The organism is Blastococcus sp. OS1-29, assembly GCF_057628075.1.
This window is the reverse complement of sequence record NZ_JBXXJK010000007.1, coordinates 19,377-36,599: the sequence shown is the minus strand read 5'-3', so window position 1 is coordinate 36,599 and position 17,223 is coordinate 19,377. Positions and strand designations below refer to the sequence as shown.

The following is a 17,223-nucleotide window of genomic DNA, read 5'->3' as shown; positions in this document are numbered from 1 at the left end:
TCAGCCCTCCGACGGGTTGATGAGAAGGGAGCCCGACGGGTGCACGGTGGCCGCGTGCCCGGGCAGGACGAGGGTCGTGGAGTCCATCTCGGTGACGATGGCCGGACCGCGCACCACGTCGCCCGCGCGCAGCTTCGCGCGGTCGTAGACGCCCGCGGGCACGTGCTCGCCGCCGACGTAGATCTCGTGGTCCTGGACCTTCGCGCCGGAGGGGTCGCCGTCGCCGGCCTCCAGGCGCACCGGCGCGACGTCCGGCTTCGGCCCGGTGACCGTGGCGCGGGCGTTGACCACCTCGTGGTCGACGTCGAGCAGGAAGGAGAACAGCCGGTTGTGCTCCGCGTCGAAGCGCTCTCCCAGGCTCGTGAGATCGGTGTCGGGGTCGTCCACGTCGACCGGGATCTCGAAGCCCTGCCCGTGGTAGCGGACGTCGACCTGGTAGCCGACGGTCTGCTGGTCGCGCGGCAGCCCCTGGTCGGCCAGCCGCTGCCCGGCCTCGTCGGCGAGCTCGCGCAGCGTCTGGGCGAGGTCCCCACCCTCGAGTTGGGCGAATCGGCGCAGCACGGTGCGGGCGGACTCGTCGCGGCGGCTGGTCGTGGCGTCGCCCAGGGCGCACAGCACGCCGGGCGACGGCGGCACGATCACCGGCCAGGCCCCGGTCAGCCTGCCCAGCGCGTTGGCGTGCAGCGGTCCGGCGCCGCCGAACGCGACGAGGGCGAAGTCGCGCGGGTCGAAGCCCTGCTGCACCGAGACCAGCCGCAGCCCGCCGAGCATGTTCTCGTTGACGATGTCGACGACCCCGGCCGCCGCGGCCTCCGCCGACTCCAGCCCCATGGACTCGGCGATCTTCCAGACGGCGGCCCGCGCCGCCTCGACGTCCAGGGTGATCTCACCACCGGCCAGCGACGTCGGCAGGTATCCGAGGACGACGTTGGCATCGGTGACCGTGGGCTCGGCGCCGCCCTTGCCGTAGGCGGCGGGCCCCGGGTCGGCGCCGGCCGACTGCGGGCCGACGCGCAGCGCCTTGGTCAGCTCGGGCACGTGCGCGATCGAGCCGCCGCCGGCCCCGACCGTGCGGACGTCGACGCTGGACGCGCGGACCGTCAGGTCACCGACCTTGGTCTCCCGACCGATCCGTGGGCTGAGGTCCTGCACCAGGCCGACGTCGGTGGAGGTGCCGCCCATGTCGAAGGTGATCAGGTCGCGGTGACCGCACTGCTCGGCGACCCAGACCGCGCCGGTGACGCCGCCGGCCGGGCCGGACAGCAGCATCGTGACCGGGGCGCCGATCGCCGCGTCGGCCGACTGCAAACCGCCGTCACTGCGCAGGATCGACAGCTCTCCGGCGATGCCGCCCTCACCGAGCCTGTCCGAGAGCGTGCGCACGTAGCGCTGCACCTGGGGCTGGACGTAGCCGTTCGCGACCGTGGTGAGGGTCCGCTCGTACTCGCGCAGCTCCGGCAGCACGTCCGACGACAGCGACACCGGGACACCCGGCAGCACCTCGGCGGCGATCGCGGCGATCCGCTTCTCGTGGGACGGGTCGGCGAAGGAGTTGATCAGCGCGACCGCGAGCGCCTGGATGCCGCGGCCGGCGAGCTTCTCCAGCTGCGCCCGGACGTCGGCGTCGTCGAGCGGGCGGATCACCGAACCGTCGCTGGCGATCCGCTCGTCGATCTCTACGGTGTTCTCCAGGTCGGCCAGCGGCTCGGGCTTGGGCCAGATGATCCAGCCGGCCAAGCCACCGGGCACGTACGAGCGGGCGATCTGCAGGACCTGCCGGAAGCCCTTCGTGGTCACCAGCCCCACGACGGCACCCTTGCCCTCGAGGATCGCGTTGGTCGCGACCGTGGTGCCGTGCAGGACCTGGGCGACCTCGGACAGCTCGATCCCCGCCGCCTCGCAGACCTGACCGATCCCGTTGATGACGCCGACGGCCTGGTCGGCGGGCGTGGAGGCGGTCTTGGCGCGCCAGGTGCTGCCGCTGCCCTCCTCGACCAGCAGCACGTCGGTGAACGTTCCGCCGACGTCGACTCCGAGCCGGTAACTCATGAGGCCTCCTCAGTGCTGGGGTGCTGCGCGGTCTGTGCGGTGGCGGCGCGGACCATGACGGCCCGGGCGTTGGAGAGATGGGCGGTCATGACCGCCTGCGCCCACGCGGGATCGCCGGCGCGCACCGCGGCGACGATCTCCAGGTGGTGGCCGAGGCTCCGGCGCAGCGAGTCCTCGTCGTAGGCGTGGAAGTTCCGCCGCACGATCGGCGGATGGATGGCGGCGGCCAGCGCCGTGGCCAGCGTGGGGTGGGCCGCCAGCGCGATCAGCCGGTCGTGGAAGGCCCGGTTCAGCGGCACGAGCGCGTCGAGGTCCTGCCCGAGGCCGGGGCGACCGACGTCGAGCATCCGGTGCGCGAGCTCGTCGAGCTCGGCGACGTCGCCGGCGGTGGCGTTCGGGACGGCGAAGCCGGTGAGCTGCGGTTCCAGCGAGGCGCGCAGGTCGAAGACGCCCTCGAGCTCCGCGACGGTCCAGGTCGCCACGCGGGCTCCGCGGTTGGCCACGATCTCCACCAGGCCCTCCGCGGCGAGCCGGGTGAGCGCCTCGCGAACGGGGGTGCGGCTGACTCCCAGCCGGTCGGCGAGCTCCACCTCGCCCAGCCGGGAGCCGGGCGCGAGCTGTGCGCTCAGGATCAGCTCGCGCAGCGCCTCCAGCGCCCGCTCGCCCGACGTGAGAGACCGTGTCACCCGTCACACTCCCTGGCAGATTGTGTGCAAACGTAGGGCTGTTCGGTTCCAGGAGGCAACGGGTCGGCGTAAATTCCGCGTGACTGCATACAAGAAGGGGGCGCGAGGTGGCTGATCTGCTGAGCGAGGGACGCACACCGAGGGCTCGGCTGCGCGAGCTGATGGGCGGCTCCGCGCCGCTGGTCGCCCCCGGCGCGTACGACGCGCTGAGCGCCCGGCTGATCGAGCAGGCCGGCTTCGACGCCGTCTACATGACCGGGTTCGGCACGACCGCGTCGCTGATCGGCCGGCCCGACGTCGGGTTGCTGACCGGCACGGAGATGGTCGACAACGCCCGCCGGATCGTCTCCGCCGTCGACGTCCCGGTGATCGCCGACGCCGACACCGGGTACGGCAACGCGATCAACGTCGTCCGCACCGTGCAGCTCTACGAGCAGGCCGGCGTCGCCGGCATCCAGCTCGAGGACCAGGTGATGCCCAAGAAGTGCGGGCACATGAGCGGCAAGCTGCTGATCGGCGTCGACGAGATGGTCGGCAAGCTCCGGGCCGCCGCCGAGGCGCGGCGCGACCCCGACCTGCTGATCATCGCCCGGACCGACGCCGTCGCGGTGACCGGTGTGGAGGACGCGATCGCCCGGGCACGGTCGTTCGCCGACGCCGGGGCCGACGTGCTGTTCGTCGAGGCCCCCACGTCGGAGGACGACATCACCCGGGTCGCGAAGGAGCTCCGGGAGGTCGCGCCGCTGGTCTTCAACTGGGCGGAGGGCGGCAGGACTCCCCCGCTGTCCCTGGAGCGCATCACCGAGCTCGGCTTCTCGCTGGTGATCTACCCGATCGGCACCCTGCTGGCCGCGACCGCCGGCATGCGGGCGGTGCTGTCCACGCTGAAGGCCGAGGGCACCCCGGTGTCGGCGCTGCCCGGCCTGCCGGCCTTCGACGAGTTCACCGACCTGATCGGGCTGCCGGAGGTACAGCGACTGGAACGAAGGTTCGCGGGCAGCTGAGCGCCGATGGGGTGTTCCCGGCGTGCCCTCAGGGTTCGCCCAGCTCGCTGGGGTTCACTGCTCTGACTGCTGTCGCTGTAACGAGGGAGTTCCCGGTGCGCATCTCGCTGTTCGGCCTGATCTACCTGGCGATCGGGGTCGTCGTCGCCCTCAGCAACGGCTACAACAGCGTCGCCGGGCTGTCGGAGATCCTGTCGCTGATCATCGCCGTGGTGCTCTGGCCCGCGGTGCTGTTCGGCGTCGACCTGCACCTGCCGGCGATCGCCACCTGACCGCTCAGCGGCCCGTCCACCGCGGCGGGCGCTTCTCCAGATGGGCCGCGATGCCCTCGGCGCGGTCCTCGCTGAGGTACGGGTTCGGGCCCACGTCCAGGCGCAGCGCCTGCCAGAGCGGCAGCTCCAGCCCCTTGACGGCGGTCTCCTTCATCCGGCGGACCGAGATCGGCGCGTTGGCGGCGATCCGCTCGGCGATCTCCAGGGCCACGGGCAGCACGTCGTCGGTGATCCGGTTGATCAGGCCCCACCGCTCGGCGAACTCGCTGGTCACGTAGTCACCGGTCAGCAGGATCTCCATGGCGATACCCATCGGCACGCGCTTGGGCAGGACGACGGAGCCGAAATTGGCGCCCATGCCGATCGTGGCCTCGGGCAGACCGAGCTTGATGCCCGGGGCGGCGACGCGGAGATCGCAGGCGAGCGCGAGTTCGAACCCGCCGGCCACGGCGGCACCGTTCAGCGCGGCGATCACCGGCACCGGCGTCTCGGTGACCACCTCGAACACGTTGCGCCCGGGCCGGTTCATCGGCGGCCGGAAGCGCTCGCCCCGCTCGTCGGCGGCGCGGATCTCCTTGAGGTCGAACCCGGCGCAGAACGCCGGTCCGTTGCCGGTGAGGACGACGGCCCGGACGCCGTCGGCGGTGCAGCTGAGGAACTGGTCGACCAGGTCGGCCTGCAGAGCGGTGGACAGCGCGTTGCGGCGTTCGGGCCGGTCGAGGGTGAGGACGCGGAGCTGCCCGCGGTCCTCGACGATCAGGCCGGATTCGAGCCGCTGCGGGTCGCTCACCGGTGCGAGCGGGCGGCGGTGATCGCGGCGGTCACGCCGGTCAGCGCAACCCCCGGCACCGCCATCCACATCGGCCAGAAGTACGCGGGGCCGTTGCCGAGGCTGACCAGCAGCCACACCGTGAGGTTGATGAGCACGGCGCCGACCCAGATCGTCCAGAGAATCTTCAGTGCCAGCGGCAGGCCGGCGAACCCGGTGCGGACGGCGGGGACCGGCCGGGACACCGCAGGCTTCGGCGCCGCAGCCACCGCGGTGGCCGGATGGGCTGGGAGGTCGGTGAACAGCTGATCGAGCTCGCCGTACGTGACCGCGGAGTACGCCTGCGCCAGCCGCGCGTCGTACTCCAGCAGGTCGAGGCGCCCCTCGCCCATGGCGGCGCGCAGCCGGTCAGCAGCGGCCTGTCGGTCGGCGTCGGAGACCCGCATCAGCTCGCGTCCCGTACTCACGCCCGCATCGTCGCACGAACGCCGGAGCTTCCGGAACGTCTGGGACCGACGCTCAGACGGGCATGGAGGGCGGCCGCGAGTACGTCGCGCGGGCGGGCGGCACGGCGGGCATCGGCACCGATCGGCCGCCGATCAGGTCCTGCGGCGAGGTGGGCCGCAGCTCGTCGAAGTACGTCGCCAGGCCCAGGGCGCCGGCCGCCGTCCGGAGCTGACGGATCTGCCCGGTGGTGAGAATCGTGTCGGTGAGGGCGGCGGCACGCAGGTGCTCCAGCAGCCGCTCATGCAGCGTGTCGACCTGTGGGGCGCCGAGCCCGGCCGAGGCGCCCAGCCGGGCGAGCGTCTGCGCCTCACCGCCCAGCAGCCGGCCGTCGGCGAGCGCCTCGATGACCGTGTCGAGGTAGCGCTGGGCGTCGATGTCGCCGGGCGCCGCGGTCGGCAGCCGCCGCCGGGCGAGCAGCGTCGTCATCCAGGCGTCGGTGCTCTCGCGCACCTCGACCGGGCGGGACGACGGGTCGGCGGCGATGTCGAACTCGGGCATCGGGCGCAGGCCGCACAGGTAGCGCGGCGCCTCGCCGTAGACCGTGAGCATCTGCGGCAGGAGGGCGGCCACCGTGCGGACGGCGCCCAGCGCGGACGACGTGTCGAGGACGGTGCGGCTGGCGTGCCGGGCGAGCGTGCGCAGCGTGTGGTCGGGCGTGCGCAGCGTCCGGCGGGCCAGCCACTGCGAGCAGAGCGCCGGGGTGAGCGGCAGCCCGACGCCGGCGCGGTCGAACTCGGCGTCGAGGAACCGCTCGACGAACGCGCCGTCGTGCAGGACGACGACCGCGCCGTCGAGCCGGTCGAGCAGCTCCCCGGCGATGTCGGCGAACGTCGGGGCGGCGCGGACCTCGCTGTTGGAGATGCCGTGGAGAAAGACGGGACCGACGTCGCGGCCGGGGTTCACCAGCGTCGAGTACTCGTCGGAGACGCCACCCACGGCGTCGACGCGGGCGATCGCGATCTCGACGACGCGGTCGCCGTTGGCCGGGGAGAAGCCGGTGGTCGCGATCCCGACCACCGCGAACGGGGCGTCGATCTCGAAGCCGGCGCCGTCGCCGCCGTACTGGAAGAGCGGGCCGCGCACACCCGGCTCGGCAACGGCGATCCGGACGGCCGGACGCCGCTGCTCGGCCCGCACCGCGCCGCGGACGACCGGCATGGGAGCCGACGGAAGCGCACCGCGCTGGGCCCGGGGGGCGGGCTTGCGGGCCACGACGGTCCGGCTGGCGGAGCGCTTGCGCCGGCCGAGCGCCAGGGACACGAGCAGGCCCAGCAGCAGCACGGCGCCGGCCAGCGCCACGAGTGCCGTCACTTGCCCGGTCATGCGTCCTCCGTCGTCGGCTCGTCGACGGTCAACCTAGACCGCCGCGCACGTGGCATCGGCAGATCGGGGCCGTGCCCGTACCGGGTCGGCGCAGGCGTCACAGGCGCCCCTCCCGTGCAGGTCAGGAGGCCGAGCCGTGCCGCCCGACGAGGCCGCGGAGTCGCTCCACCACCGCCCGGACGGGCGCGTCCGACGAGCCGGACTCGTGGTCACCGGGCCCGGCGTCGCGCCAGGTGCCCGGCAGCGGGATCTCGAGGACGGCGCCGCGGCGGGTGAGCGGCTGGCGCAGCGGCTGGGCGAAGTCGACGCCGCCGTGCACCTCGACGACCACGCCGTCCAGGTGCAGCCGGTCGGCGAGCTGGGCGACGACCCACTCGCCCCACGCGGTGCGGTAGCCGGCGGGCTGGTCGTCGATCTGGACCCCGTGCGGACTGATCACCTCGCCGGGATCGAGCAGCCCGTGCTTGGCGCTGAGCACGAACCACGGCAGCCGCGAGTGGCGGGCGTGCTCGCGGGCGCGCGCGAAGCCGTCGCTCGCGAACAGCTCACCGGCGGGGCGGGGGGCGTCCGCGGTCGCCCCGGAGGAGCCGACGAGGACCACCCGCCCGGCGCGGACGACGTCTCCGTGCAGCTCCTCGCCGTCGACGGACCGGTAGCGCAGGTACTGCCCCCGGCCGACCCGGTGCAGCAGCGGCGTCCGGTCGGCGAACGGGTTGTGCCCGGTGTGGGTGGCGTTGGCGGTGGCGAACTGGATGTGCGCGGCGATCGAGGAGACGCCGACCTCGGGACGCCGCGCGCTGACCCAGTTGATGAGAGCGGCACGGCTGAACGGCTCAGGCAGCGTCGCGGCGCCCTCGGCCACCAGCTCCCAGATCGTGGGCAGGCCGGCTGTGCTCATTCCGCACGTTAACCCCGGAAAACGGGGCCCGGGGAGGTCGAAACCGCAAGAACACGCCTTCGGGCGTACCCGGCGCGGATGAGCAATGTGCGCCCAGGGCGCGCCCTCGGGCCGAAATGCGCCCCGGGTGCACATCGCTCCGTGGTGTGCGCGCTCGCGATCGGCAGGGCGGGCCCCATCCCTGTGATCCCGGGCAACGAACCGCCGCACCCGTCACATCCGCCCCTCCCGTCGGGGAGCATGAAGTGACCGATCCGTCCGCTCCGGTTAACTGGTGCCATGGAGAGCACTGCCGACATGGAGGTCGGCGACGTCGTCGCTGCGCCGGCGTCCGTCTCCATCGAGATCACGTCCACGCCGGTGCTGAGCTACGCGCTGGCCCACAACTGTGTGCCCGTGGTCTCCCGGCTGGCGCTCACGAACTCCGGCGGCCCCGTCCGCGCCGCGACGGTCCGGCTGGGCGTCCGCGACGCCGAGGGCCCGATCGCGCGGACCGTCGAGCTGCTCGCCGACCTCGACGAGGGCCGGACGACGGTGCTCACCGACCTCGGCCTGGTCATGGACCCCGCCGCGATGCTGCACGTCGAGGAGCAGCGCCCGGGCGTCATCGACGTCGAGGTGCTGGCCGACGGCGAGGTGCTCGGCGAGGGCAGCCGCGTCGTCCAGGTACTGGCCGCCCAGCAGTGGCTGGCCACTCCCCTGCCACTGGCGCTGGAGATGCTCGCCGCCTACGTGATGCCGAACCACCCGGCGGTCACCGCGCTGGTGAGCGAGGCCGCCGACCTGCTCGAGCAGAAGACCGGCAGCGGCGCCCTGGTCGGCTACGCGGCCACCCCCGAGCGGGTCGACGAGGTCGTGCACGCGATCGCCGAGGCCATGCACGCTCGCGGCATCCGCTACAGCGAGCCGCCGGTCTCCTGGTCCGACCTGGGGCAGCAGGTGCGCTCGCCGGGCGACGTCCTCACCTGGCGGGTGGGCACGCCGCTGGACACGGTCGTCGTCCTGGCCGCCGCCCTGGAGCAGGCCGGCCTGCGGCCGCTGCTGTGGCTGGCCGACGGCCACGCCTTCCTGGGGTACTGGCGCGAGGAGCGGTCGGCGGAATCGGCCGCCACCACCGACGCGGCGAGCCTGGTCAACCTCGTGGACCTCGGCCTGATCGGCCTGGTCGAGACCACGCTGCTCACGTCGATGGGCGAGGTCGGTGCCGATCTGCACCGCCCGGCCTACACCGGCTGGCTGTCCGGTGAGCTCGACAAGATCATCGGTGTCACGGACGTGCACCGCGCCCGTCGCGACGGCATCTTCCCGCTGCCGGCGCGGGCCCGGGACGCCGCCGGCGTGCTGCAGGTGGTCGAGTACCGCCCCGCCGAACACAGCGCGCCCGCGAAGCCCGAGCCCGCGGCGCCGGCGCCCTCCACCAAGCCCGACGCCCCGCCGCGGGTGCAGCAGTGGAAGAACGCGCTGCTCGACCTCAGCCTGCGCAACCGGCTGATCAACTACACCGAGCGGTCGGGGCTGCCGCTGGTCATCCCGGGCACCAGCCTCGACGCGCTGGAGAACTTCGTCCACGACGGGACGCCGATCACGCTGCTGCCGGCCGACCAGCTGGCCGCCGTCCAGAAGGAACGCGGCATCGCCACGGCGCGCGAACTGCCCGAAGAGCAGCTCGCCGACGCCCTGGTCGAGCGCCGCGAGGTGCACGCCGACGTCACCACCGGCGGCTACCTGCCGCGGCTGCGCGGACTGGCCTACAAGGCCAAGACCGTGCAGGAGGAGACCGGCGCGAACAATCTCTACCTGGCGCTGGGCAGCCTGGTGTGGGAGCTCGACGGCCGCCCGCTGCGCAGCCCGCTGGTGCTCATCCCGGTCACCCTGGCGCCGCTGGGCCGCACCGGGCAGTACCGGGTGACGCTCGACGAGTCGGGCTCGAGCACCCCGAACTACTGCCTGCTGGAGAAGTTGCGCCAGCTGCACGGCCTCGCCGTCCCGACGCTGACCGAGCCGGCCGACGGCGTGCTCGACCTCGAGACCGCGCTGGAGTCGATGCGCACGGCACTGGTCGGGCACGGCCTTCCCTACCGGGTCGAGGCGACCGCCGACCTGGCGATCCTGCAGTTCGCCAAGTTCCGGCTGTGGAAGGACCTCGACGAGCACTGGGCCGACTTCGCCGAGAACTCGCTGGTCAGCCACCTGGTGCACGAGCCGACCGAGGCGTTCGAGGACCCCGCGCGCGACACGGGCGGCTTCGCCGACCTCGACGAGCTCGCCGCGTCGCTGCCGGCCGCGGCGGACGCCTCGCAGCTGCGGGCGATCGCCGAGGCCGACGCCGGCCGCACGTTCGTGCTCGAGGGCCCGCCCGGCACCGGCAAGTCGCAGACCATCACCAACCTGCTCGCGCACGCGGTCGCGGCGGGCAAGAAGGTGCTGTTCGTCGCCGAGAAGCGGGCGGCCCTGGACGTCGTCGCCCGCCGCCTGGACGCCGTCGGCATGGGCATGTTCGCCCTCGACCTGCACGACAAGGGCTCGCGCGCCTCGATGGTGCGGGCGCAGATCCGGCTGGCCCTGGAGCACGCGGTCGCCGTCGACGAGCAGGGCCTGGCCGCCGACTCCGAGACCCTGCGCTCGGCCCGCCGGATGCTCGCCCGCTACACCGACCGGCTGCACGACGACAACGCCGCCGGGCTGTCGCTGTACTCGGCGCGCACGTCGGAGCTCGCGGCGGGAACGGACGTCGAGCCGCTGCCGGTGCCCGAGCCGTTCGTCGCCAACGCGCCGGCCGAGGTGCTCCAGCAGGTGCGGACGGCGCTCGCGCTGCTGCCCGACATCGCCGACCTCACCCGCCCGTCGCTGTGCCACCCGTGGGCGTTCGTCGACTCCCCCGCCATCGATCTGCCCGCGGCCCAGGCGGCCGCCGCCGAGGTGGACGCCGCGGTGCGGGCCGCTGCGGCGGTGCCGGAGCTCGCCGGCGTCCTCCGGCGGGCGCGGACCACCGACGAGCTCGACGACCTCGCGCACGTGCTGGGCGGGCCGGGCACCGGCATGGCGGTCGGGCTGGACATCGTCGACGAGACGTTCACCGAGCTCTGGACGGCGATGACGTCGGCCGTGATGGGCGAGATCGCGGCCTTCACCGCGTTCCGGCACCCGGGCCTCGACGTCTGCACGCCCGAGGCGCTGAGCCTGCCGCTCGCCGAGGTCTACGTCGCCGCGCAGACCGCGGCCGCCTCCTCGTGGTGGGGCCGCCGGCGCCGGCTGATCGCCGTGCGCGACCGGCTCGCACCGTTCATCCGGCCCGAGGCGAAGGTCAAGCCGCCCGAGGTTCCGGCGCTGGTCGAGGCGCTGTGGCGGGTACAGACCGCGGTGCAGGCGATCGCCGTCCGGGCGGCCTCCATCCCCGGTCTCACGGTGCCCGAGGGCTGGAACCCGTTCCTGCACACCGAGCTGCTCGAGAACCAGGTCCGCTGGCTGCGCCGGGCGGGCGCGGCCGTCGACGGCTCGACGCCATTCCACGTCGAGCTGCGCCGGCTGATCGTGCACGGGCTGCCCGCGGCGCACGACGAGGTCGCGCGGCTGCGGGACGGCGTCGTCGCGATGCTGGCCGTGTGCCGCAGCAGCGCCGGGCAGCTCTCGACCTGGGCCGGCGACGACGGCTTCGTGCTGCGCTGGTCGATGACCCGTCCGGAGCGCGGGGTGGAGAGCCCGACGCTGATGTCGCTGCGCCGGTGGATCAGCTTCCTCGACACCCTCGAGCCGCTGCGCTACGCGGGGCTGTTCGACGCGCGCCGGCTGCTCGTGACCGGAGAGATCCGGGCCGACGACGCGGTGCGTGCCTTCGACCGCGGCATCGCCACCGCGTCGGTGCGGGAGCGGCTGGACGCGACCGGGCTGGACCTGTTCGACGCGCAGGTGCACGAGAAGGCGATCCGCCGGTTCACCTCCGCCTCCCGATCGGTGCGTGAGCACCTGACGACGGCGCTGCCGGCCCGGGTGCTGGCCGCGCGGCCGTTCGACGCGGCGTCCGGCTCGGGTCAGGTCGGCGCGCTGCAGCGGGAGCTGGCCAAGCAGCGGCGGGGGCTCGGCGTCCGCCAGTTGCTGGCGCAGTACGGCGAGCTGATCACCCAGGTCATGCCGTGCGTGCTGGTGTCGCCGGACTCGGTGGCCCGCTTCTTCCCCGCGAAGGCGGCGCAGTTCGACCTGGTGGTCTTCGACGAGGCGTCGCAGATCCGGGTGGCCGACGCGGTGGGCGCGCTGGGTCGCGCGCGGGCCGCGGTGGTGGTCGGTGACTCCAAGCAGATGCCGCCGACGTCGTTCGCGGAGCCGTCGTCCGGCAGCGACGACTTCCCCGAGACCACGGTCGAGGACGAGGAGTCGATCCTCAGCGAGTGCGTGCAGGCGCGGGTGCCGCGGCAGTGGCTGTCGTGGCACTACCGCAGCCAGGACGAGTCGCTGATCGCGTTCAGCAACAACCAGTACTACGAGAACCGGCTGTCGTCGTTCCCGGCGCCCACGCACGGGCGGGCGTCGAGCGAGCCGGACGGCCGCGGCGTCTCGCTGGTGCGCGTGCCCGGCACGTTCCACCGCACCAACGCCGGGCGGCTGCTGCGCACCAACCCGATCGAGGCGAAGGCGATCGTCGCGGAGATCCGCCGGCGGTTCGACCTGGTGCCGAAGTACGGCGATGGGTCGGACGTCGTCCCGTCGATCGGTGTCGTCACGTTCAACGCGCAGCAGCGGGCCTACATCGAGGCGCTGCTCCGCGACGCGGACGACGACCGGCTGGCCGCGGCCCTGGACCGGGCCGACGGCGAGGGCCTGTTCGTGAAGAACCTGGAGAACGTGCAGGGCGACGAGCGCGACGTCGTCTTCTTCTCCACCGGCTTCTCCCCCAACGCTGCCGGCGACCTGCCGCTGAACTTCGGCCCGCTGAACCGGGTGGGCGGCGAGCGGCGGCTGAACGTCGCGATCACCCGCGCCCGACGCCAGGTCGTCGTCTTCTCGTCGTTCGACCCGGAGCAGCTGCGGGCCGAGGAGACCTCCTCGGTCGGCATCAAGCACCTGCGGGCCTACCTCGACCTGGCCGCGCAGGGCACCGACGTGCTGCCCCGCGACGCCCGCTCGGCCGCGGTGATCGACCGGCACCGCGAGGACATCGCCGACGCCCTGCGCTCCCGCGGCCTGATGGTGCGCACCGACGTGGGCCTGTCGGAGTTCCGCGTCGACCTGTCGATCTCGCGGCCGGTGGACCCGGAGACGCCGGTGATGGCGGTGCTGCTCGACGGTCCGGCGTGGGCACGGCGCGGCACGGTGGGCGACCGCGACGGACTGCCGGTCGAGGTGCTCGGCGACATGCTGCGCTGGCCCGCGGTCGAGCGGGTGTGGCTGCCCTCGTGGCTGGCCGACCCGGCGGGCATCGCCGACCACCTGAAGGCGTCGGTGGACACGGTGCCCGTCGAGCTGCCCGGCGAGGTGCCCGAGCCCATCCAGCTGCCGACGGCGGCGGTCGAGTCGTTCAAGGGCGTGGCGGCGCTGCGCTCGGCGGTGACGTCGGTGGCCGTGCCCGCGCCGAAGAAGGCGCCGGCCCCGAAGAAGGCCTCGGGCCCCGTGCCGATGGACGGCGAGGCCGCGTTCGTGCCCTGGATCCCGAAGACGGCCGGTGAGAAGTCGGTGCTCGACGAGCTGCCGACGGCGAAGGCCGCGCGGGCGGTGCGCAAGGTGCTGACCGCCGGCGTGAAGGCGGAGGGGCCGATCCACGTCGACCGGCTGACGAAGCTTTCCGTCGGCGCATTCGGGCTGAACCGGTCGAGCGAGGCGCGCAAGCAGGCGCTGCTGTCGACCCTGCCGCCCTCCGCGGTGATCGACGGCTACCTCTGGCCCGAGGGCGTCGACCCCGCGTCGTGGACCGGGTTCCGCCGGCAGGTGTCGAGCACCGACCGGCCGATCGACCACGTGGCGCCGGAGGAGATCGCGAACGCGATGGCGGCGCTGTGTCGCTCCTCGGCCGGGATGCGGCGCGAGGAGCTGCTGACGGCGGCCGCGGCGGTGTTCGGTTACAAGCGGCGGACGCCGGCCACCACCCCCGCGTTGGAGGCGGCGCTGACGTGGGCGCTGCACCGCGGCCGGCTCACCGAGCAGCCGAACGGCCTGCTGACCGTCTGATCCCGTCCTCCTCGAGCGGGGCGTAAAGGAGCTGCGCGGTTCCGGATGCACGTGTTGACTGCACCGGCTGCGCAGCACCCCTGACCGCATCCACACGAATCGAAAGGACGATGGAGAAGATCAACGCACGCCTGCTCAACTGGGCGTCGATCCTGGAGGACACGACCCGGGAGCAGGCCGAACGGGCTGCCTCGATGCCGTTCATCTACCCGCACCTGGCGCTGATGCCGGACGCACACCTGGGGAAGGGCGCCACCGTCGGCTCGGTGATCCCGACCGACGGCGCGATCATCCCGGCCGCCGTCGGCGTCGACATCGGCTGCGGGATGATCGCCGTCCGCACGCAGTTCACCGCCGACGACGTGGCCGGGCGCGATCTCGACGTGCTGCACGGGCAGATCTCGCGGTCCATCCCGCTGTCGGCCGGCGGCCGGAACCAGAAGATCCGGGCGAGTGCGGAGCCGCGGATCGCCGAGCTGCGCGCGACGCCCGGAGTCGAGCAGGCGGACGCCGCGACGGCGCACTGGCCGCAGCAACTGGGATCGCTCGGGTCCGGCAACCACTTCGCCGAACTTTCGCTCGACGAGGTGGACCGGGTCTGGCTGTTCCTGCACTCCGGCTCGCGGGGTGTCGGCAACCGGCTGGCGCAGAAGCACATCAAGGTCGCGCAGGACCAGTGCGCTCGGCGGCACATCCAGCTCCCCGACCGCGACCTCGCGTACCTGGTCGAGGGCGAGCCGGAGTTCGACGCCTACATCGAGGCGCTGCGGTGGGCGCAGCGGTTCGCCTACCTCAACCGCGAGGAGATGATGGACCGCTGCGTCGACCAGCTGGGCCGCTTCGTGGGCACCGAGGTCGAGCGGCACGAGACGGTCAACTGTCATCACAACTACACCGAGCGGGAAACGCACTTCGGCCGCGAGGTGTGGCTGTCGCGTAAGGGCGCGATCTCGGCTCGGGAGGGCCAGCTCGGCCTGATCCCGGGCTCGATGGGGACGGCGTCCTACGTGGTGGTGGGCAAGGGGAACGTGCCGTCGCTGATGTCGTCGCCGCACGGCGCGGGACGGAACTTCTCGCGCACGGCGGCGCGCAAGCGGTTCACGCGGCAGGACCTGGACGCGCGGATGGCCGGGATCGCGTGGGGTCACTCCGACGCGTTCCTCGACGAGCACCCAGATGCGTACAAGCCGATCGACCAGGTCATGGCGGACGCCGCCGACCTCGTCGAGGTGCGGCACACCCTGCGTCAGATCGTGAACGTCAAGGGCAACTGAACGTCGTGGCCGGCGCTCCTCCGGGAGCTCCGGCCACGGCTCGGCGTCCGAGCCGGCTCTTGCGCCGACCGGTTTGTAGTGCAAACCTGATTGCCATGGCAACTTCCTCGGCGACTGCGGACGACGGCCCGCGGCGTCTCCTCGAGGACAGCCGACAGCTCGCCCGGCGGGTGAGGGCTGCCCAGCGGGCGACGTGGTTCCCCCTCGTGGTCTTCGCCTTCGCGACGTTCGCCGCGATCCCCGTGTACCGCTACGTCCACCCCTCCCTCACCTGCCGGACGGGGCAGGGTGGGACCCGGGTCTGCCTGGTCTACTCAGGCGCCGGACTCGTGTACTGGCCGGTGGCGCTGGTGATCGCCTACGCGCTGATCGCCACCTTCTACGTGCGTCACGCGCAGGCCCGGGGCGTCGGGACCCGGGTGATCCGGTACGTCGTCGCCGGCGTGGTCCTGGCGCTGCTGATGGGTGTCGCCGCCGTGTGGATGTCCATGCACCCGCCGATCGGCAACAACGTCCTGGGCCTGCCGCTGCGCGGTGCGCAGCTCGCCGCCTTCGCCGGGCTGGCCGGTCCGGCCACGGCCATCGGACTGGCGCTGCTCTTCCTCGCCGGCGTCGAGCGCAGCTGGGGCCTGGTGGTGCTGACCGCCGCCTACCTCGCGGTCGCCCTATGGCCCGCGGTGTTCCTGCACCGGATCAGCGGCCACGTCTCCGTGTGGGCCTTCCTCCCCCGACTGCTGGTCGAGGGCGGGCTGCTGCTGCTCGGCGCGATCGCGTTCGCGTTCGTCCAGCGGCCGCGGCGGGAGGGCCGGCGGTGACCGGTCATCCGGCCAACGGACTCAACGACGTCGTCCACCAGCGGGTCCGCCTCGGCATCCTGACCGTCGCGCACGAGGCGCGACAGGTGGAGTTCGGCTATCTGCGCACCAGCCTGGAACTCACCGCGGGCAACCTCTCCCAGCATCTGAGCGTGCTCGAGAACGCCGGGCTGATCACGATCGACAAGGGCTACGCGGGCAAGCGCGCCCGCACCTGGATCAGCCTGACGAAGGCCGGGCACACCGCCCTGCGCGAGGAGATCGAGCAGCTCAAGCTGCTGATCCGGTCGGTCGACGGCGCCGGCAGCTGACGGCGGCTCAGAGCCAGGTCGGTGCCGCCGGCGCCGCACCGCGAAGCCCCGAGGCGTCGCCGCGGGTCAGCCAGGCGGCGATCGCGCCCACCGGGCCGTGCAGCTGCGCTGCGCCCGAGCCCCAGGTGCGGTCGACGTCCGTGGCCACCAGCGTCGCGTCGGGCGTCTCGCCGCGGGCGGCGAAGAGGCCGTGGACGTCGTCGACCAGCGCGGTGCAGTAGTCGGCGGGGACGTCGGCGAACGTGAGCCCGGCGGCGAGGTCGACGCCGTGCACCCAGATCTCCTTCGCGCGCATCCATGGCACCCCGGACGCCGGCAGCTCGCGACCCTGCATGTTGCGCAGGATTGCCGTCCACGCGTCGTCCGGCATGGCGTCGACCGCCCCGGCGAAGCGGGCGCAGGCGGCCGCGTAGTCGGCGCGCAGCTCGGCCGGCGGCAGCGCGGCCGTCGTCTCGATGCCGGCGTCGCGGGCCTCGCGGGACGGGTACATGGGCGTCTCGACGCCGGTCCGCGCCCAGTCGAGCAGGTTGATCAGGGCGTCGGCATTGCGGGCGAGATGGGCGACGACATGCGCGCGCGACCAGTCGGGCAGGGCTGACGAGCCGGCGAGGTCGTCGTCGGTCAGGTCATCCACCAGGCGGGCGACCGTGCGCTCGCCCGCTCTCCACCACGTCTCGGCGGCGTCGTGCTGCGGGGCGGTCATGCCGCTGAATCTAGGAGTCGGCGCTGCTCTTGTGCACCTGCGCGCGGATCCAGCCCGCGAGGCAGTAGAGCGCGGCATGACCCTCGGGCGAGGCGTAGCCCTGCTCGAACTCGACGGCCTGGAGCAGGACGGCGCTGTCGATGGCACCGCGACGCTGGAAGCGCTCCAGCACCTGACCCGACTCGGTCGGGCTGCTGAAGAGGGCGGCGATCCCGAGGGCGACGGCGTCGGACACCGCCACGGACACCGGGGCGTGCTTCATCGAACCGCGCCGGTCGAGAACCTGCTGGATCTCGGCCACGATCTGCGAATCCGGTGCGGGCGACGTTGCCCGACAGCTGAGCAGCACGGTGCTCTCCCCCTTCTCGACGTGTCGTCCCTTGGTTGATCGGCACAACCACGCCAGAGCTTGAGGACCGGATCGCCGGTGCCTGCGATGCGCGTGTGGCCAGGGAG

General features: G+C 73.1%; 14 protein-coding genes. 6 read left to right on the top strand and 8 right to left on the bottom strand.

Translation table 11 applies throughout. The features are described from left to right. Nucleotides 1-2,049, bottom strand: coding sequence for a hydantoinase/oxoprolinase family protein (locus AC2H4J_RS17960; RefSeq protein WP_487466254.1), 2,049 nt, complete (start codon nucleotides 2,047-2,049; stop codon nucleotides 1-3). Continuing rightward, nucleotides 2,046-2,735: a GntR family transcriptional regulator gene (locus AC2H4J_RS17955; protein ID WP_487466253.1), complete on the bottom strand. Its 690-nt coding sequence runs from the start codon at nucleotides 2,733-2,735 to the stop codon at nucleotides 2,046-2,048. The genes AC2H4J_RS17960 and AC2H4J_RS17955 overlap by 4 nt, the downstream gene beginning before the upstream one ends. A gap of 107 nt (nucleotides 2,736-2,842) precedes the next feature. On the opposite strand from AC2H4J_RS17955, the gene AC2H4J_RS17950 reads away from it, so the two are divergent. Then, complete coding sequence (locus tag AC2H4J_RS17950; RefSeq protein ID WP_487466252.1) at nucleotides 2,843-3,739, top strand: isocitrate lyase/PEP mutase family protein; 897 nt, start codon at nucleotides 2,843-2,845, stop codon at nucleotides 3,737-3,739. Nucleotides 3,740-3,834: 95 nt separating this feature from the next. Next, complete coding sequence (locus AC2H4J_RS17945; RefSeq protein WP_487466251.1) at nucleotides 3,835-4,011, top strand: hypothetical protein; 177 nt, start codon at nucleotides 3,835-3,837, stop codon at nucleotides 4,009-4,011. A 4-nt stretch (nucleotides 4,012-4,015) separates the two neighbouring features. Here the strand turns inward: AC2H4J_RS17945 and AC2H4J_RS17940 are convergent, their stop codons facing one another. The 4 genes from AC2H4J_RS17940 to AC2H4J_RS17925 form a co-directional block, all read right to left on the bottom strand. Further along, on the bottom strand, nucleotides 4,016-4,801 hold the full coding sequence (locus AC2H4J_RS17940; RefSeq protein WP_487466250.1) for an enoyl-CoA hydratase/isomerase family protein: 786 nt from the start codon (nucleotides 4,799-4,801) through the stop codon (nucleotides 4,016-4,018). Then, nucleotides 4,798-5,247 (bottom strand): DUF1707 SHOCT-like domain-containing protein, encoded by a 450-nt coding sequence (locus tag AC2H4J_RS17935; RefSeq protein ID WP_487466249.1) that lies wholly within the window; start codon nucleotides 5,245-5,247, stop codon nucleotides 4,798-4,800. The genes AC2H4J_RS17940 and AC2H4J_RS17935 overlap by 4 nt, the downstream gene beginning before the upstream one ends. A gap of 52 nt (nucleotides 5,248-5,299) precedes the next feature. Next, complete coding sequence (locus AC2H4J_RS17930) at nucleotides 5,300-6,610, bottom strand: 3'-5' exonuclease (protein WP_487466248.1); 1,311 nt, start codon at nucleotides 6,608-6,610, stop codon at nucleotides 5,300-5,302. A 121-nt stretch (nucleotides 6,611-6,731) separates the two neighbouring features. Beyond that, nucleotides 6,732-7,508: a DUF6884 domain-containing protein gene (locus tag AC2H4J_RS17925; protein WP_487466247.1), complete on the bottom strand. Its 777-nt coding sequence runs from the start codon at nucleotides 7,506-7,508 to the stop codon at nucleotides 6,732-6,734. Between the two features lie 279 nt (nucleotides 7,509-7,787). Between AC2H4J_RS17925 and proA the strand changes: the two genes are divergently transcribed. From proA to AC2H4J_RS17905, 4 genes are all read left to right on the top strand, one after another. Continuing rightward, entirely contained in the window at nucleotides 7,788-13,664 is a 5,877-nt protein-coding gene (gene proA, locus AC2H4J_RS17920; RefSeq protein WP_487466246.1) for an anti-phage protein ProA, read from the top strand. A 110-nt stretch (nucleotides 13,665-13,774) separates the two neighbouring features. Beyond that, nucleotides 13,775-14,938, top strand: coding sequence for an RtcB family protein (locus tag AC2H4J_RS17915; protein WP_487466245.1), 1,164 nt, complete (start codon nucleotides 13,775-13,777; stop codon nucleotides 14,936-14,938). Between the two features lie 95 nt (nucleotides 14,939-15,033). After that, nucleotides 15,034-15,753, top strand: coding sequence for a hypothetical protein (locus AC2H4J_RS17910; protein WP_487466244.1), 720 nt, complete (start codon nucleotides 15,034-15,036; stop codon nucleotides 15,751-15,753). Continuing rightward, nucleotides 15,750-16,064, top strand: a complete 315-nt coding sequence (locus tag AC2H4J_RS17905; protein WP_487466243.1) for a transcriptional regulator — start codon at nucleotides 15,750-15,752, stop codon at nucleotides 16,062-16,064. The genes AC2H4J_RS17910 and AC2H4J_RS17905 overlap by 4 nt, the downstream gene beginning before the upstream one ends. 7 nt (nucleotides 16,065-16,071) lie before the next feature. On the opposite strand, the gene AC2H4J_RS17900 is transcribed toward AC2H4J_RS17905, so the two are convergent. Both AC2H4J_RS17900 and AC2H4J_RS17895 read right to left on the bottom strand, forming a co-directional pair. Then, nucleotides 16,072-16,767, bottom strand: coding sequence for a maleylpyruvate isomerase family mycothiol-dependent enzyme (locus AC2H4J_RS17900; protein WP_487466242.1), 696 nt, complete (start codon nucleotides 16,765-16,767; stop codon nucleotides 16,072-16,074). A 10-nt stretch (nucleotides 16,768-16,777) separates the two neighbouring features. Further along, complete coding sequence (locus tag AC2H4J_RS17895; protein ID WP_487466241.1) at nucleotides 16,778-17,116, bottom strand: hypothetical protein; 339 nt, start codon at nucleotides 17,114-17,116, stop codon at nucleotides 16,778-16,780. Between the last annotated feature and the right edge of the window lie 107 nt (nucleotides 17,117-17,223).

Bases quoted from the DNA above. Each gene is read 5' to 3' on its own strand.
- AC2H4J_RS17960 (WP_487466254.1), bottom strand. From the start codon at position 2,049: ATGAGTTACCGGCTCGGAGTCGACGTCGGCGGAACGTTCACCGACGTG.
- AC2H4J_RS17930 (WP_487466248.1), bottom strand. From the start codon at position 6,610: ATGACCGGGCAAGTGACGGCACTCGTGGCGCTGGCCGGCGCCGTGCTG.
- AC2H4J_RS17925 (WP_487466247.1), bottom strand. From the start codon at position 7,508: ATGAGCACAGCCGGCCTGCCCACGATCTGGGAGCTGGTGGCCGAGGGC.
- proA (WP_487466246.1), top strand. From the start codon at position 7,788: ATGGAGAGCACTGCCGACATGGAGGTCGGCGACGTCGTCGCTGCGCCG.
- AC2H4J_RS17915 (WP_487466245.1), top strand. From the start codon at position 13,775: ATGGAGAAGATCAACGCACGCCTGCTCAACTGGGCGTCGATCCTGGAG.
- AC2H4J_RS17910 (WP_487466244.1), top strand. From the start codon at position 15,034: ATGGCAACTTCCTCGGCGACTGCGGACGACGGCCCGCGGCGTCTCCTC.
- AC2H4J_RS17900 (WP_487466242.1), bottom strand. From the start codon at position 16,767: ATGACCGCCCCGCAGCACGACGCCGCCGAGACGTGGTGGAGAGCGGGC.